Raw genomic sequence first — 16,261 nt, 5'->3', positions numbered from 1 at the left:
AGCAGAGAAATGATCATGAAGGAATATATCGATGCGATAAGATGCCGATACGATTATATCCTGATCGACTGTATGCCAAGCCTTGGTATGATGACAATCAATGCACTGGTCTCCTCTGATTCTGTGCTGATACCTGTACAGGCCGCATATCTGCCTGTTAAAGGACTTCAGCAGCTGATCAAGACCATTCTTACAGTAAAGAAAAGACTGAACCGGAAACTGGCGATTGAGGGCATTCTCCTGACTATGGTAGATTTCAGAACCAATTACGCAAGAGACATTGCATCGAGAGTACATACAACCTACGGAAGCCAGATTGAAGTATTTGAAAATGTGATCCCGATGTCTGTAAAAGCAGCTGAGACCAGTGCAGAGGGAAAAAGTATTTACATGCACTGTCCGAAAGGAAAAGTTGCCGAGGCATATATGAAATTGACACAGGAGGTTTTGAGTAATGAAAAATAGAAGTGGCGAAAAGATTAAACTGGCAAGTATTGATGAACTGCTTGGTGTGGTAAATGAAGAGTCAGCAATGGAGATAGAAATTAGTAAGATCCATCCGTTTAAGAATCATCCGTTCAAGGTGCTGGATGATGAAAAGATGCAGGATCTGGTTGAAAGTGTAAAGATCAATGGAGTACTGACTCCGGTACTGCTTCGCATGGATGAAAATGAAGAATATGAAATGGTATCCGGTCACAGAAGAATGCATGCAGCACAGCTTGCAGGACTTACGACTATTCCGGCAATCGTAAGAGAATTATCGGATGATGATGCCATTGTGGCGATGGTGGACGCTAACATTCAGCGAGAGGAACTGTTGCCGAGTGAGAAAGCTTTTGCTTATAAGATGAAATTAGCAGCTATGAAAAGACAAGCAGGAAGACCAAAAAGTAATTCTGGCCAAAATGACCAGAATTTAATAGGAACTGTATCTAGGGATGTATTAGCAGAGCAAGTTGGAGAAAGTTCTAAACAGATTCAGCGTTACATTCGCCTGACAGAATTGATTCCTGAACTTCTTGATCTGGTAGATAACAAAAAGCTTCAATTCACGGTTGCTGTAGATATCTCTTACATCGATAAGGAAGTACAGGGATGGATTTACGAATATATCTGCGACACAGGATTTATCAAACCAAAACAGATTGCAGCACTCAGAAATCAGCTGAATGATGGACCAATCAATCAGATCCAGATGTTATCAATTTTCAATAACTGTGTGATGGCAAAGAAAGTATCCCGATCTCTTACTTTCTCAGAAAAGAAACTGACAAAGTACTTTCCGGATGATTATACAGCCAAAGATATGGAGCAGGTGATTGAATCATTATTAGAAAAATGGATGCAGGAACAGTCCTGTTAAGGATAGAAAATGCTAAGAAAACAAAGTCAAAGAAGTTTAAAAAGAGGACTTCTTAGCAAAAAATGAAAGGAGGAAACTATGGAGAAAAAAATGACATTTAATTATTTTTACGGTACCGAAGCTGATCAGTTCAGCTTCTACCGCATACCAAAAGCATTATTTACAGACAGTTATTTTAAAGATTTATCGAGCGATGCTAAAATTTTATATGGACTGATGTTGGATCGAATGTCTCTTTCCATCAAGAATCAGTGGTTTGATGACAAAAACAGAGCATATATCTATTTTTCCATCGAAGATATCATGGAATTACTGAACTGTGGCAGAAATAAAGCCATCAAATCCATGAGAGAACTGGATGACGAAACAGGAATTGGTTTGATTGAAAAACGCAGACAGGGATTTGGAAAGGTGAACGTTATCTACGTGAAAACCTTTATGCCCGAGAAAACAGATGAGAAAAAATTTGAAGAGGAATTAAAGAAGTTTAAAAAACAAACTTCTTTGGAAAATGAGGAACCTACAGAAGTTTACAATTCAAACTTCATGAAGTCCCAAAATCAAACTTCTAGAAGTCCCGAAAACAAACTTCAAGAAGTTTACATTTCAAACCCTAATAATACTAATCTTAGTGATACTGAAATGAATGATAATAAATCTAATCATATCATATCTGTGGATGAGAAAAGATTTGATAGCGATAACCGCTCTGAGGATTATCAGGCTTATGAAAACCTTGTCAAAGAGACCATTGATTATGAATCACTGGAAGTAACCCATCATGACGATATGCGGCAGGTAGATGAAATCGTGAACCTGATCGTAGAGACTGTGATGTGTAAAAATGACAAGATCTTGATTGCCAGCAACTGGTATCCGGCATCACTGGTGAAGAAAAAATTTCTGATGCTGACCTATTCACATATCGAGTATGTCTTACACTGTATGAGTGGTAACACCACAAAGGTGAAGAACATCAAGAAATATTTATTAGCAGCCCTGTTTAATGCACCGTCAACGATGAACGGGTATTATCAGGCAGAGGTGAACCATGATATGCCAGGACTGGCAAGATAGGAGGTGCACATGTTTATTTTAAAACTTGCTGGGAAGATATTATTACTGCCGGTATGGCTGATACTTTTTGTGATCGGCCTGGCAGTGAAGATGACAGTACAGACTTATGCGGTTGTCAGAGGAATCCTTGGATTTATATTCACTTTGTTGATTATAGCGACTGCATACTGTTACCATGATTGGGTACAGGTTGCATTCCTGTTTTCGCTGAGTGTAATTCTGTATCTGATCCTGTTTGCAGGAGTGTTTGTAGACACTGTACTGGATATGACAAGAGAAAGTATTATTGATTTTATTTTATCGTGAGGAGGATATGAAAATGAGCGAAAACAATGATTTTATTCAGTTACCACCGATCAAAAAAGACACACCTTCCGAAGTGGTCTCAATGATCTGGCAATATTTGAAATTACCCGAGGAATCCAGAAAAAGGGTGAAAGCAGAGCTGATTAATGTACATGAGAACTGTGGGAAAGAAGATTTTCAGATTCCTAATCTCTATGACATCGTTCCAAAAGAGGAAATCGCAGAATTTGAGGACATCATGCGTAAGATCATAACAGGAATTATTTCTGAGGCTAGTGGTATAGCCACCTGGGTGTATGTGCAGAAATATGAGAAACACAAAACTCTGGATGAAATGCTGCAAGAATGGCAGGGTGCAGGCCAGTTTATTATTGTCATGGATACCTGGTTCGAAAAATTGATGGCGGAATAACATGATTCTGTGATAGAATGAAGAAAATGATTTGATGTGAAAATCGGAATTTGAAGGAGTGCACATGATGAAAAGAAACAAAATAACAGCATTATTATATTTTATAACGTCTTTGCTTTTCTACGTTAGTGCTATATTAAATTTTACTAGTGATGTTGGGATGGGTGTTATATATCTATGTCTAGGTTCAACCTCTTTGTGTTTTGGTGCTACATGGTTGAATAAAAATAAAAAAGATGATGATAACAAATAAATCGGTATTTATAAAGGAGAATATTGATGAAACTATTTTTATGTTCGCACTTTTCAAGTGTAGGAAGTCTGATAAAAGAAGAAATTGAAAATAAGAAAGTCGCATTTATTCCAACAGCTTCGTTGCGTGAAGGCTACACCGGTTATGTCGGCTCGGCTCGAAAATTATTCAAAAAGTTGGGAGCAATCGTAACTGAAATTGATATTTCAACGGAGGCTTATTCAACGATACAGTCTGTTTTTGAAGATGCAGATGTGATATATTTTACCGGCGGAAATTCTTTCTTTCTTATGGACCAACTCCGTAAAACAAGAACTGATGGGTTGCTGAAAAAGGAATTGGTAAATGGAAAATTGATGATCGGCGAGTCGGCAGGCGCAATTATATGCGCTCCAAGCATCCAATATATCGAGCAAATGGATGAAAAGCCGGAGGACTACTCACAAGAAGATGATGCAGGGCTTGATTTGATTGATTTCTATGTTCTTCCGCATTATCTTACAGCACCATTTAAGAAAGTTACCGAGAAAATAATGACTGAGTTTTCGGATTTGAATCTATGCCCTATTAACAACCATCAGGGAATTGTAATTGATGGTGAAGGTTCAAAGGTTATTTGCAAAGACTAATTTGAAAAATCCTTTTTTTGAAACTGGAAAATCGGAAGCTGAGGAGATAGACTATTGAGAACATATGAGAATAAAGACGAGCTTAAAAACGAGATAAATAAAAGCTTTGCAAAGTATATTTCAGAATTTAATGATATTCCGGAGCATTTAAAAGATAAGAGAATTGATGAGGTCGATCGAACTCCGGCAGAAAATCTTGCTTATCAGGTTGGCTGGACAACTCTTGTTATTAAATGGGAATCAGACGAAAGAAAGGGTATTCCTGTCAAAACTCCTTCGGATAATTTTAAGTGGAATCAGCTTGGCGAATTATATCAATGGTTCACAGATACATATGCTCAGCTGTCACTGCAAGAATTGAAAGACAGATTGAATGAGAATATCAACTCTATTTATGCAATGATTGATTCTCTGAGTGATGAAGAATTATTTAAACCACATATGAGAAAATGGGCTGACGAAGCAACTAAAACAGCTGTCTGGGAAGTATACAAATTCATACATGTTAATACAGTTGCTCCGTTCGGAACCTTTAGAACCAAGATTAGAAAATGGAAAAAGATTGCACTATAACTTTCAGTTTGTATATATCTTTTAAAAGGTATATGATTAAGAAAAACGGCAGGAGGTATCTGAATGAAATCACATAAATATTGGTCTATCGGTGCACTGATTACAATGCTTGGAACTTTTTATACAGGTTATAAGGGATCAAAAGAAGGCCATAAGTACTTTGCAGCAAGTTCTTTGCTTTGCATGATTATGGCTATTTATACAGGACACAAGATGATTTCTGGTAAAAGTAGGAAGAAAAAAGAAGTTTCAGTAGAGAGTGTTGAAGATTAAAAAACAAAATATTTTAATAAATAACGCCGGTGCGGGATTTTTAATATCCAGTACTGGCGTTATTTATTCTACAGGGGCTTGGGGGTGTAGCCACCAAATATATTATTAATTTTCTTCTTCGGTAAGTTTGTTAAGGATCCACTCCCTATTGATAACAATATCCTCATCATCGCGGAGATCTTTGAAATCAGTGCAGTGTGAAGAAGCAAATTCATACATATTGTCAATGTCAACTGCACCAGTAATCTCACCCTTATTAATGATTACAAGAATATTTGTTCCGTCGTCGTCGACAGCAAAGCGCAGTTCATCAAATTCTATATCGGGATCATTTTTGAGAATAGAATCTGTCGCAAGTAATTTAACAAGTTCCATTACCCTGTCATCTTTACCTGCATCAAAGATCTGGATCTTTTCAACGAGCTGATTTGCTGATGTCACAATCCGGTATAAGTACTTTTCGGTACGATAATCAGCCAAAGCATTTTTTTCATAAAATATTTCATATGTCTTCTTTACTTCTGATTCAGGAACCAGATAAATCATGACAAGATCTTCCATCTGGTGATAGAGTGTGGAGTAGTTTAAACGAAAGGTCTCTCCACAGCTCGGGCAGGTATAAAGGAAAATAGATTGATTAAGTACCTTCTCTTTCATTTCAGGATCCAGTGCAGTATTAATACTGTCCCAGAGCTCAAAATCCCCCTCATGATGGCAGGAAGGACAAGTTACCTTTTCTATATGATGTCTTGACATAAATGTTCCTCCTTTCAGTGAGATAAATCTATAGTTTTCTTATTGTAGAATGCGCTTATCCTTTATTATTTTGCCAGGAAATTACTCTGAATCTCCATCGGCATATGATAAGCCTGGCCTCGTTTTGTCAGGCTGTATAGTTTAAAGCTCATGAGTTCCGGAGTTGCATTCAGAGAACTGCAGAGTCCGAAATAATCCAGGTCTTCGTTCTGAACCATATCTTCGATCTCCTCATCATCAATCAGAAGATCGGCAGCAAACAGATTGGCCTGGTATTCTGTATTATCCGTCATATTATAGAGTGTATCATCTTGCATCGGAGCCATTTTCAGCTGGGAACGATGCAGCATGATATGCCCTAATTCATGGGCGGCAACGATCATCTTTTCTTCTTCTGAAAGGAAACTGCTGATCATGACATAGATCGTCTTGCAGCTCATAAAACAATATCCTTTCAGTGTCTTATATCTGGAAGTTTCCCCGACAACAATGTTCATCTGATCCATGATCTCAAATGGATCTCGGGTTCCATATTTCTTGATTAATTTCTTTGTTTCTGTATATATGTAAGTGTTTCTCAAATAAATCACCTCAAAAGTAAAAAATAAAAGGGCAGAAATATCCTTGTAACTATAAGGTAACAGATTAGGTGTACAATAATCCCGCCTTCTATTATTTTTCCTCTTGGTTTTTCAGATATTTTTTCGGTGTAAATTTCTTTGCACGTCTTTTGGAATCCAGATAAAGGCTCTGGATCTCATCCATAAAAGCTATTTTATCTTCGTCTGTCAGTGATCCACCGGCAAACATAGCTGCAGCCTGTTCCAGAATCTGCTGAGCCTGTTTGGCACCGCGGTTACCAAACTGTTCGGATGCCTCTGTGATAAAAGCTTCATTCTCACTCATGAGATAAGAAACATCACACTGTAATGCATCTGCCAGTTTCTGATACAGAACATTTTGTTTTGGGAAACGTCCTTCTACTTCCCAGGATCGAATGGTCCTATATGAAACACCAACCATGCTGGCCAGTTCCTGCTGACTCATCTTTTTTTCTTTTCTTAATGATCTTACTTTTTCACCGAATGTCATAAACATACCTCTTTCTAAGCCTTGTCTTATAAGTTTCATTAGCCGCTTCAAGGCAAAACGGGAAATGTGTCTCCTAAAAAATAAAAATTAATCTTGACAAAGGGAAATATCTCTCCTATAATGTGAATCACAGATAAGGGAAACATCTTTCCTATAAGATACACAATATTTCCTCTTTTGTCAATGAATATGTGAAATGAATTTCCTATATTTTGAAGAAAACAGGAAAGATAGACAGTCATTGATAGTTAAAATGGGATACATGTTACAGAAAGAGGAAAGACGTATGGGAGGTGGCAATGTGAGTCAGGATCAGACTTCTATTATCTGTATTGATCTAAAGTCCTTTTATGCTTCTGTGGAATGCGTAGAACGTGGGCTGGATCCATTTAAAGCAAACCTGGTGGTTGCAGATCCGACCAGATCAAAGTCAACAATCTGCCTGGCAATCACTCCGGCTATGAAGGCTCTTGGCATCAAGAACCGGTGCCGGATCCATGAGATACCGGATTGTGTGAAGTACATCACAGCCATGCCAAGGATGCAGCTGTATATGGATTATTCCGCAAAGATCTATGGAATCTATCTGCGGTACGTCTCAAAAGAAGATATCCATGTGTACAGTGTCGATGAGTGTTTTATTGATGTGACAAACTATCTGCAGCTTTATCATCTCACTGCAAAAGAAATGGCGGTAAAGCTTATGCAGGAGGTTATGGAAGAAACAGGTATCACTGCAACCGCTGGTGTGGGAACCAATCTGTATCTTGCTAAGATCGCAATGGATATCGTAGCAAAGCATGTGGATGACCATATTGGAATCCTGGATGAATTCTCTTACAGAGAGCAGCTATGGGATCACAAACCATTAAGTGACTTCTGGAGGATTGGATCCCGGACTGAAAAAAAACTGGCCGGTTATGGAATCCATACGATGGGCGATATTGCAATGGCTTCTTTAAGATCCGAAGACTGGCTGTATAAGATGTTTGGGATTGATGCAGAGCTGTTGATCGATCATGCATGGGGATATGAAACATGCCGGATGAGTGACATCAAGAACTATCATTCGGAGGAACACAGCCTTTCAAATGGTCAGGTGCTGATGCGAAATTATTCTTTTGATGAAGCACTTGTGATCGTAAGGGAAATGACAGATAATCTGGTCCTGGATCTGTTTGAAAAAGGACTGGTAACAAGCTCTCTCACCTTATGGATCGCCTATGACCACAGGTATGAGCATGAGGCATCCAAAGGAACCGTAAAACTCGAAAGAGAAAGTAACAGTTCCAAAAAGATCATAGATGCAGTGGAAGATTTATATCTCAGGATTGCAGACAGATATACCGGAATCCGAAGAATCGAGGTGTGTGCGAACAGGGTTGTTCCTGAAAGTTATGTGCAGTACAGCCTGTTTGATGATCCCAAACAGACCGATAAGGAACGGCATTTACAGGAAGCAGTATTGAATGTAAAGCAGCGTTATGGGAAGAATGCGATCATGCGGGGATCCAACCTGCTAGAGTGTTCTACTTATAGAGAACGCAACGAGCAAATAGGTGGTCACCGTGCTTAGAGGAGGTGCAAAAAGTGCTGGCAAGTGCATATCAACCGTATTTATATTTACCAAGACCGGTTTCCAGGAGACATCCCATGGATGTAGGACGCAGGGCAAAACAGTTTGCTCCATTTGCGGCACTTCGTGGACTGGATGAAACAATCCGGCAACAGGAAATCATTTATGAACCAAAAAGAGATTTATCTGAGGAAAAGAAAAATGAGTTGGATATGAAATTAAGGATCCTGGCATATGGAATGAAGATACAGGCAACTTATTTTCAAAAGTCATGGAAGAATCCATTAATTGGTCAGTACCATACATTATCTGGAACCGTAGAATTTTTTGATCCATCAGTCCACTTACGGATTAATGATACCGAGATTCAGATCCAGGACATCTGTGATCTGACTGGTGATGTATTTGAAACTATTGAAATATCATGTTAATTAATCACAGCGGAATTTTTTATACCGGAAAGAGTGAGTGGTAGCTGGTGAAAGGATAAAAAAGGATGCACAGATCGACAAAGCAGATCTGATCAGAATAGAAATCGTGCTGTTCGTGTAGCTTTGGCACTTACGGAATGGATGGCATGATGCTCATAAGGCGGATTTGATTTCCCTTTGGTCCGTTGAGTAATAAATGGAGAAATATCTTATTGCTTAAAGGAGGAAGCCTATATGGGATCAGGTGCTATTAAATGGCATGTACATTGCTCTGTATGTGGAGCATTTATTGAAAAGAGCGCACAAAGCGATTCAGAAGTGGAGTGCAAAAAATGTCGCAGTACATTGGAGATATTTGTAAAGGATGATATGGTGTCGGTTCGTCCGATTCACATCCGAGATGAACAATTAAAGTCCAGGATGCGGACGTATTCCCGAAAAATGATGAATCAGGGATCATAACAGAATAGAATGAGCTGTCTGTAGTAAGCGTTGGATTTGGCAGGAACCATCAAGAACGCACCAGACAGCAAGAGTTTGTCAAGGAGCTGAACCTGACTGGAATCACTAAGAGCCCGGCAAAACATTTACGGATACACTGCAAGATCAGAAGTCTTTTCTGGTTTTGGAGATTGTTGAAGTATTTGTTTTGTCGGGCTTTTTTGACGTATTTCGAAAAATTTTTAAATTTTTTTGTCGTACCCCACTGTAAAACAGGCTCTCAGCGTTTCGTTATATAGAGGTTGAATTCTTTTTTGCAAAAATAATTGTAAATAGAGATTTTGATAATATGACACAAAGGAGGAAGCAAAGATGACTGAAATCGAATACCAGGAATTTGTAAGGCATTGTCCTTACGATGCTATGGGCGATTATTCCATGTTTCGCAAAGAGCAAACAGAGAATGAATCAGAAGATGCACATATCAACTGAATAAGCCAGGCAATCTGGCAAACTTAATCTAAACGCAGATACATGCGTTACAAAGGAGTCGCGGACTCCCGTTCAAAAAAAACGGGTGAGTTCGTGACCTCTTGTACTGCAGTTCTTTATGTCTGTGCAGAAATTTCATAAAAGATGGAATGGACCACCCGGAGCCGAAAGGCAGAAAGGTGGTCTTTATGTTGACATTAAAAGAACTGAAAAAAATCGTGAAAGTTGCTGATGTGGAGAAGAGAATCCCAAGCGTGAAATCCTTGAAGGAACACAAAGTTGTAGTAAAGGAAATGATCAATGCAGATACAACAATCTCTGTTTATGATCACGGATATGTACTTTATACAGCAGGAAATCAATCAACCGTATTTCCGCTTCATAGTTGTGATGACTATGAATATGTGAGTGTAACTGGCGATAACAAGGAATTCAATAAAGAGTTCTTTGATAATGAAAACTGGTATATCCGTCTGCTGATGGAGGCTGAAGACCGTATGGCATACAGCCAGAGCAAAATCAGCACCAATCATGGTGTGTTTTCTAACAGCGATGTTACAGATGATGCGGAGATTATGAGAGGATCTTCAAAAGATTTTGTTGACGATGTTATCGACAGAGAAATTCTGCATGCGCTGATCAAGGAATTGACAGAGAGGCAAAAGATGGTACTCAATCTGGTTTATTTCGAAGAAATGCGTCAGCAGGATGTCGCAGATTATCTGGGAATCAAACAACAGAGTGTAAATGACCTCCTGAACAGAGCATTAAAAACGATGAAAAAAAAGGCGGAAAACGAAGAATTTTAAAAAAATTTCAAAAAAATTGAATTAGACCACTGTAAAACAGGCTCTGAGCGTTTCGTTATATGAAGGGTTTGCATAGAACACCTTCATGTACCTTGAAAAATGAATAGCCTGCCCGGAGTGATATTTGATTTGAACATGCATAGAGCGAAAAGCTGCGTGTCTGCCAGAAGAAAACGTATCAGAGATGGAAACTGATATAGGAACGGATCCGGGAAAGAAAACAGGAAAACGCTTAAATCTTAAATCAAAATAAAATGTCTGAATCTAAAAAGAGGATGACAGTAGAAATCATGTGGCGGTATTTGTGACAAACAGGTACCGCCATATATTTGTGCTGTTATCTCAGCTTGTGCTGACTGTCCCAAATAGCACAAATTTCAGGAAAGGAGGCGATCATCTTCGTATAAAAGATAATATGCAGAAACTAACAGATAACCATACACAAAAGAATCAGAAAGGAAGGATTTAAGAGAATGAACGTGAAAAAGAAAGCACGCAGGGTGATGTCCGGTTTACTGACTGCAGTAACGGTTCTATCGACGGTACTCTCTCCCGCTGTTGCCTATGCTTCTGATGATGCTGGATCTGTAAAAAAGATTCCGTATTATGAGGAGATCAAGGATCAGTTGGATGAAGATGAAGTGGTAACTGCAAAGGATTATGAGATCAAGGTTGGAGACAATTTCGATGTAAAGAGTGATTATACCGGTCTTACGATCCAGGATGGCAGCAAAGTAAAAGTTACATTTCAGGAAGCAAAAGATGCGGACGGGAATGATTTTTCTACCGATTATGCCAATTCCTATAAGGCAGTCTATTATGTAGAACCACAGACAACGGATCACCCAACCTACCAGATCAATCGAAAGATCGTGGTAAAAGAAGCGGATCAGCAGAAAGATTCGCAGTCAGAAAGTTCTTCTGATCAGGATGCTGGTTCTTCCGATAAGACAGAAACTGAGGATTCTGAGGCTGACTCGTCTACAGAGGAAACTGGTGCTGCTGAAACGGAGAGCAAAACAGAACTGACAGAAAAAGAATTTGATGCAGAGATCGAAGCAACGGAGAATCAGGAGACCGTTGATCCGGAAACAGGGATCACACTCTCAGAGGTTATGCAGGAAGCTGTTGACCAGGAAGTTGCTCTTGCGGATCTTGAAGCAGGCGAAAGTATTACTTTTGATATGCCAATGATGCTTGCTTCCGGTGAAACAGGAACAAAATCAGTCACAGTCACAGCCGGTTCCTGGTACTATTACGCAGATTATGGATTAGGTTCTTATCTGACTTGTCCGTATTATGTGAAATGGGGAAGCATCAATGCGACAGCATACTGTGTTGAACCATCGAAAAAAGGACCGGGAAATGGAACTTATACGATCCAGAAACTTGCCGATGGAAAGACACTTGCAAAGGTCTGCTATTACGGAACAAAAGCAAGTGATGAGAATGGTTTCTTCGATGAGAAACATCCGGATTTTCCGGCAGGAAAGAGATTCATCATTACCCATCTTGCAGCAGCTTATGCAAATGGATCCAGTGACTGGGCATCCGGAACCAATGCAACAGGAAAGAACCTGGCAATGGAACTTTACAATTATTGTGTAAATATGCCGGACATTCCGTCTGTAGATATGAGCTTTTCCGAATCTAATGTAAAGGCTTATGTGGAAGGAAACAGCCAGCGAACAAGCGTGATCACATTCAAAGCAGATAAACTGCAGACAATCACATTTAAGTTGCCAAGCGGTGTAAAGCTTGTAAATGTGACAACCGGTAAAACAAGTGCTGCAGGAGCAAGTGTAGAAATCAGTGGAGGTACACAGTTTTATCTGACAGCACCACTTGATCAGGCAGAGAGCGTCAGTGCTACATTTTCTTCTCGGATGAAGGGAAGCATTGATAAAGAATACTCTGCTTACAAGATTGTAACAGGATCCGGAACACAGGACCTGGCTCTTGTTTTCGGTGAAGGTGTCGGAAATGAGAAATATGTGGATTTTAAAGTAACCTGGACAAAAGAATGCAAAGTATCCATTGTAAAGAAAGATCAGGATACAGGAAATGCACTGGCTGGTGCAGTGTACGGGATCTATTCCGATGCTGCATATACAAAGCTGATCGCAGAGATGCCTGCAACTGATCAGAATGGTGCTTCACAGCTCACAATGGAGAAAACACAGGAAGTTGTTTATCTGAAAGAAATCTCTGTTCCAATAGGGTATCAGATCGATACAAAGTCTTATAATGTGACTCTTGCTATCGGAAAGACAACGACCAAAAATGTAACAGACAAACGTGTAAATGCAAAGATCAACATTGCAAAACAGGATGCTGAGACAGGGAATGCAGCACAGGGTGATGCAACGCTGGAAGGTGCAGTATATGGCCTTTATGCAAGGGAAGATATTGTTCATCCGGATGGAAGAACCGGAACGATCCATAAGAAAGACAGCCTGATCACATCCCTGACAACGGATAAGAATGGCGAAGCTTCTGTATCGGATCTCTATCTTGGAAAGTATTATCTGAAAGAGCTTAGTGCTCCGGTGGGATACGTACTGGATCCGACAGAACATGAGGTGGACTGTACTTACGAAGGTGCTACTGTTCCGACAGTAGAAAGAACTTCTGTATGTAAAGAAACTGTCATCAAACAGCCATTTCAGATCATCAAGGTAGCAAACAACGGGAAGACCGATGCAGATCTTCTGCAGGGAGTTGGTTTTTCAGCATGGCTTGTCAGTGATCTGAAAGTAAAAGCAGATGGAAGTTATGATTTTGACTCAGCTAGACCAGTTGTACTGACTGCAGATGGCCAGGCAGAAATGTTTACCGATGAAAAAGGATATGCAAGATCGATTCCGCTTCCATATGGAACTTATGTGGTAAGAGAAACCACAAGCAAACACAACTATGCACCGGTTGATGATTTTATAGTGAAGATCACAGAGAATCATCCGGATACACCGCAGACATGGCGAGTGCTTCTGGATAAAGAATTCAAAGCAAAATTAAAGATCATCAAAAAGGATGCAGAAACACAGAAATCTGTACTCCTGGCAAATACAGAATTCAAGGTATATGACCTGGATAACCAGAAATATGTGGAACAGACAACATCCTATCCGAAGCCAACGGTACACAAATCCTATTTCACAAATGAGGAAGGATACCTGGTACTGCCAAAGAATCTGAAACCTGGCAACTACCGGATTGAGGAAGTGACGGCACCCGATGGGTACACAATATCCAAAAACTATGTGACAGTTGCAGTTGATACAGATACTGCTTATCTGACCGATCCTGTCACAGGAGATGCAGTCATTGATGTGGAATATACCAATGCCCCGGTCAAAGGTCAGTTAAAGATCTATAAACAGGGTGAAGTGTTAAAGGGATTTGATAAGGACTTCCAGTATGAAATGGCTGGACTTGCAGGTGCTGAATTTGAAGTCTATGCGGCAGAGGATATCTATACTGCCGATCATCAGGTAGATGCAGATGGACAGAGAACTTTGTACTTTGCAAAGGATGCACTGGTGGCAACCGTTACAACGGATACAGATGGTTATGCAACTGTAAAGAATCTTCCACTTGGCAGATACTATGTCAAAGAGAAGAATGCACCGGACACTTATGTGTTAAATACGGTGCCGGAAAATGTCGAATTTGCTTATGCAGATCAGGATACCGCAGTGATCGAGAAAGAAATCTCTGTCACAGATGAACGACAGAAAGTGTCGATTACGGTCGAAAAACAGGATGCTGAGACAGGCAATACAGTAGCCGGAGCAGTGTTCGGTATTTACAATGCAAAAGACATTCAGACGAAAGATGGAAAAGTGATCGTCAAAGCAGATACTCTTTTACAGGAAATGACTTCTGATGAAAAAGGTCAGGCAGCATGTACACTGGATCTTCCACTTGGAAGCTATTATGTAAAAGAACTGAAAGCACCAGATGGATTCGTATCTTCGGATGAAGTACTGAGATTTGATGCTTCTTATCAGGGGCAGGATGTACAGACAGTAACATTAAAATCCGTAAAGAAGAACCAGCCGACAACTGTTGAAATCACAAAATCAGATGCAACAACCGGTGTAGAACTGGATGGAGCTTATCTGAAAGTAACGGATAAAGATGGAAATGTAGTAGATAGCTGGACATCTTCCAAAGATGCACCGCATGTGATCAAATATCTGAAAGTGGGTGAGACTTATACCCTACATGAAGAGTTTGCACCGCATGGTTATCTGGTAGCCAATGATGTGACATTCACAGTCAAAGATACCGGAGAGGTTCAGAAAGTGGAAATGAAGGACGAGGTACCGGTTGGTGAACTCATCATCAACAAAAAGGGAGAATTTCTGGATTCTGTTACGCTGGCCGATAAGGTCAAAGGTGTGGTGGAACACATTTTCAACTATGTAACCGGAAAACTGACAGATGTTACGTTTGAAGTCTATGCTGAGGAAGACATTAAGGCTGCCGATGGCGTCAGTGACGATTACTATAAAAAGGATGAACTGATCGCAACGATCAAGACAGATGAAACCGGTATTGCAAAACTGGAAAATCTTCCACTTGGTAAATACTATGTGAAAGAAACAGGAACTGCTTACGGTCATGTACTGGATGGTGAGATTCGTCATGTAGATCTGACTTACGTGGATCAGAATACACCAGTTGTAGTCTATGACAAAGACTGGCAGAACAACCGCCAGAGAGTAGAAGTCAATGTACTTAAGAAAGAAAAAGATTCTGACCGTACATTGGAAGGCGCTATCTTTGGATTATTTGCCAAAGAAGACATTAAGTCTGAGACAACAGGTAAAGTCCTGATCGAAGCCGATGAGATCATTGAGCTGAAATCTACGGATGAAGAAGGAAAGATCACATTTGTTGCAGATCTTCCAATAGGAGCAACTTACTATGTAAAAGAGCTCTATGCACCGGACGGATTCGTAACCAACGATGAAGTAAAGGAATTTACCTTTGAGTATGCAGGTGAAGATCAGCCGACAGTCACTTATGATTTTACCTTTGATAATCAGCCAACCGTCGTTGAATTTACCAAATCCAGTCTGACAACCGGAAAAGAACTTCCAGGATGTAAGCTGAAAGTGGTAGATGCTGATGGAAATATCGTGGATGAATGGACTTCCGGTAAAGAAGCACATGTGATCCGTGAGCTGACTGTCGGAAAAGAATACACACTGGTTGAAACAAAACCTGCTGATGGTTACGTGACAGCTGAAAGCGTAAAGTTCACGATCAAAGATACTGCCGATGTGCAGAAAGTTGAGATGAAGGATGATGTAACGAAGGTGAAAATCTCCAAACAGGATATCGCCGGAAAAGAACTTCCGGGAGCGAAACTCACAATCCTTGATCAGGATGGAAAAGTTGTGGAAAGCTGGACCAGTACAGAGAAAGCACATTACATCGAAATGCTTCCGATCGGAAAATACACTCTCCGTGAAGAAACGGCACCGGATGGCTATCTGGTTGCAAAAGATGTGGAATTCGAAGTAAAGGATACCTGTGAAGTACAGCATGTAACTATGGTGGATGAGAAAAAACCGGCAGAAAAGACACCGGAAGGTGGAAAATCTGTCAGTGATTCACCAAAGACTGGGGATAACACCAATCTGTGGCTGTGGTTTATGCTTCTCGGCATTGGTGCGACTGGTACAGGAGCCCTTGCATTTATGAGAAAAAAGAAACACTAATTAAATAAGAATGAGCGTTCATGGAAACCGAAAGGAATCT

Annotated in this window: 16 protein-coding genes; 13 read left to right on the top strand and 3 right to left on the bottom strand. The window is 40.0% G+C overall.

The genetic code is table 11. The features are described from left to right. The 8 genes from AB5618_RS16980 to AB5618_RS16945 all read left to right on the top strand — a co-directional run. The coding region (locus tag AB5618_RS16980) for a ParA family protein (RefSeq protein WP_368366927.1) at nucleotides 1-465 on the top strand (465 nt) is incomplete at its 5' end. Then, nucleotides 455-1,366, top strand: a complete 912-nt coding sequence (locus tag AB5618_RS16975; protein WP_015514764.1) for a ParB/RepB/Spo0J family partition protein — start codon at nucleotides 455-457, stop codon at nucleotides 1,364-1,366. The genes AB5618_RS16980 and AB5618_RS16975, both read left to right, overlap by 11 nt. Before the next feature lie 78 nt (nucleotides 1,367-1,444). Then, complete coding sequence (locus AB5618_RS16970; protein WP_015514765.1) at nucleotides 1,445-2,443, top strand: DUF6017 domain-containing protein; 999 nt, start codon at nucleotides 1,445-1,447, stop codon at nucleotides 2,441-2,443. Between the two features lie 9 nt (nucleotides 2,444-2,452). Next, a complete protein-coding gene (locus tag AB5618_RS16965) occupies nucleotides 2,453-2,749 on the top strand; it encodes a hypothetical protein (RefSeq protein ID WP_015514766.1) in 297 nt (98 codons plus the stop codon). A gap of 13 nt (nucleotides 2,750-2,762) precedes the next feature. Further along, complete coding sequence (locus AB5618_RS16960; protein WP_015514767.1) at nucleotides 2,763-3,161, top strand: hypothetical protein; 399 nt, start codon at nucleotides 2,763-2,765, stop codon at nucleotides 3,159-3,161. A 279-nt stretch (nucleotides 3,162-3,440) separates the two neighbouring features. Further along, nucleotides 3,441-4,043, top strand: a complete 603-nt coding sequence (locus AB5618_RS16955) for a Type 1 glutamine amidotransferase-like domain-containing protein (RefSeq protein WP_015514771.1) — start codon at nucleotides 3,441-3,443, stop codon at nucleotides 4,041-4,043. Between the two features lie 54 nt (nucleotides 4,044-4,097). Beyond that, nucleotides 4,098-4,616 carry a ClbS/DfsB family four-helix bundle protein gene (locus AB5618_RS16950; RefSeq protein WP_033126079.1) on the top strand — a complete coding sequence of 173 codons (519 nt, stop codon included), beginning with the start codon at nucleotides 4,098-4,100 and terminating at the stop codon, nucleotides 4,614-4,616. 63 nt (nucleotides 4,617-4,679) lie between these two features. Continuing rightward, complete coding sequence (locus tag AB5618_RS16945) at nucleotides 4,680-4,889, top strand: DUF6219 family protein (protein ID WP_008392833.1); 210 nt, start codon at nucleotides 4,680-4,682, stop codon at nucleotides 4,887-4,889. 105 nt (nucleotides 4,890-4,994) lie between these two features. Here AB5618_RS16945 and AB5618_RS16940 read toward each other — a convergent pair whose 3' ends face one another. The 3 genes from AB5618_RS16940 to AB5618_RS16930 all read right to left on the bottom strand — a co-directional run bounded on the left by AB5618_RS16940 (nucleotide 4,995) and on the right by AB5618_RS16930 (nucleotide 6,737). After that, nucleotides 4,995-5,645 (bottom strand): CpXC domain-containing protein, encoded by a 651-nt coding sequence (locus AB5618_RS16940; protein ID WP_015514775.1) that lies wholly within the window; start codon nucleotides 5,643-5,645, stop codon nucleotides 4,995-4,997. Between the two features lie 65 nt (nucleotides 5,646-5,710). Beyond that, on the bottom strand, nucleotides 5,711-6,235 hold the full coding sequence (locus AB5618_RS16935; RefSeq protein ID WP_242953242.1) for an ImmA/IrrE family metallo-endopeptidase: 525 nt from the start codon (nucleotides 6,233-6,235) through the stop codon (nucleotides 5,711-5,713). Nucleotides 6,236-6,317: 82 nt separating this feature from the next. Continuing rightward, nucleotides 6,318-6,737: a helix-turn-helix domain-containing protein gene (locus AB5618_RS16930; RefSeq protein WP_015514776.1), complete on the bottom strand. Its 420-nt coding sequence runs from the start codon at nucleotides 6,735-6,737 to the stop codon at nucleotides 6,318-6,320. 253 nt (nucleotides 6,738-6,990) lie between these two features. Between AB5618_RS16930 and AB5618_RS16925 the strand changes: the two genes are divergently transcribed. The 5 genes from AB5618_RS16925 to AB5618_RS16905 all read left to right on the top strand — a co-directional run bounded on the left by AB5618_RS16925 (nucleotide 6,991) and on the right by AB5618_RS16905 (nucleotide 16,221). Continuing rightward, nucleotides 6,991-8,313, top strand: coding sequence for a DNA repair protein (locus AB5618_RS16925; protein ID WP_101872277.1), 1,323 nt, complete (start codon nucleotides 6,991-6,993; stop codon nucleotides 8,311-8,313). Nucleotides 8,314-8,327: 14 nt separating this feature from the next. Further along, nucleotides 8,328-8,744: a hypothetical protein gene (locus AB5618_RS16920; protein WP_242953241.1), complete on the top strand. Its 417-nt coding sequence runs from the start codon at nucleotides 8,328-8,330 to the stop codon at nucleotides 8,742-8,744. A 234-nt stretch (nucleotides 8,745-8,978) separates the two neighbouring features. Continuing rightward, nucleotides 8,979-9,206 carry a hypothetical protein gene (locus AB5618_RS16915; RefSeq protein ID WP_005334838.1) on the top strand — a complete coding sequence of 76 codons (228 nt, stop codon included), beginning with the start codon at nucleotides 8,979-8,981 and terminating at the stop codon, nucleotides 9,204-9,206. Between the two features lie 659 nt (nucleotides 9,207-9,865). Continuing rightward, on the top strand, nucleotides 9,866-10,486 hold the full coding sequence (locus tag AB5618_RS16910; protein WP_227176742.1) for a sigma-70 family RNA polymerase sigma factor: 621 nt from the start codon (nucleotides 9,866-9,868) through the stop codon (nucleotides 10,484-10,486). A 473-nt stretch (nucleotides 10,487-10,959) separates the two neighbouring features. After that, nucleotides 10,960-16,221, top strand: a complete 5,262-nt coding sequence (locus AB5618_RS16905; RefSeq protein WP_368366926.1) for a SpaA isopeptide-forming pilin-related protein — start codon at nucleotides 10,960-10,962, stop codon at nucleotides 16,219-16,221. The last annotated feature ends 40 nt before the right edge of the window (nucleotides 16,222-16,261 follow it).

The sequence above is a fragment of the Ruminococcus sp. J1101004sp1_RTP21198st1_B9_RTP21198_201120 genome (assembly GCF_040924245.1).
GTDB lineage: Bacteria > Bacillota > Clostridia > Lachnospirales > Lachnospiraceae > Blautia_A > Blautia_A faecis.
Note: the sequence above shows the minus strand (reverse complement) of the source record. Positions and strands in the feature narration are given on the sequence as shown.

Bases quoted from the DNA above. Each gene is read 5' to 3' on its own strand.
- AB5618_RS16975 (WP_015514764.1), top strand. From the start codon at position 455: ATGAAAAATAGAAGTGGCGAAAAGATTAAACTGGCAAGTATTGATGAA.
- AB5618_RS16970 (WP_015514765.1), top strand. From the start codon at position 1,445: ATGGAGAAAAAAATGACATTTAATTATTTTTACGGTACCGAAGCTGAT.
- AB5618_RS16965 (WP_015514766.1), top strand. From the start codon at position 2,453: ATGTTTATTTTAAAACTTGCTGGGAAGATATTATTACTGCCGGTATGG.
- AB5618_RS16960 (WP_015514767.1), top strand. From the start codon at position 2,763: ATGAGCGAAAACAATGATTTTATTCAGTTACCACCGATCAAAAAAGAC.
- AB5618_RS16955 (WP_015514771.1), top strand. From the start codon at position 3,441: ATGAAACTATTTTTATGTTCGCACTTTTCAAGTGTAGGAAGTCTGATA.
- AB5618_RS16945 (WP_008392833.1), top strand. From the start codon at position 4,680: ATGAAATCACATAAATATTGGTCTATCGGTGCACTGATTACAATGCTT.
- AB5618_RS16940 (WP_015514775.1), bottom strand. From the start codon at position 5,645: ATGTCAAGACATCATATAGAAAAGGTAACTTGTCCTTCCTGCCATCAT.
- AB5618_RS16930 (WP_015514776.1), bottom strand. From the start codon at position 6,737: ATGACATTCGGTGAAAAAGTAAGATCATTAAGAAAAGAAAAAAAGATG.
- AB5618_RS16925 (WP_101872277.1), top strand. From the start codon at position 6,991: ATGGGATACATGTTACAGAAAGAGGAAAGACGTATGGGAGGTGGCAAT.
- AB5618_RS16915 (WP_005334838.1), top strand. From the start codon at position 8,979: ATGGGATCAGGTGCTATTAAATGGCATGTACATTGCTCTGTATGTGGA.
- AB5618_RS16910 (WP_227176742.1), top strand. From the start codon at position 9,866: ATGTTGACATTAAAAGAACTGAAAAAAATCGTGAAAGTTGCTGATGTG.
- AB5618_RS16905 (WP_368366926.1), top strand. From the start codon at position 10,960: ATGAACGTGAAAAAGAAAGCACGCAGGGTGATGTCCGGTTTACTGACT.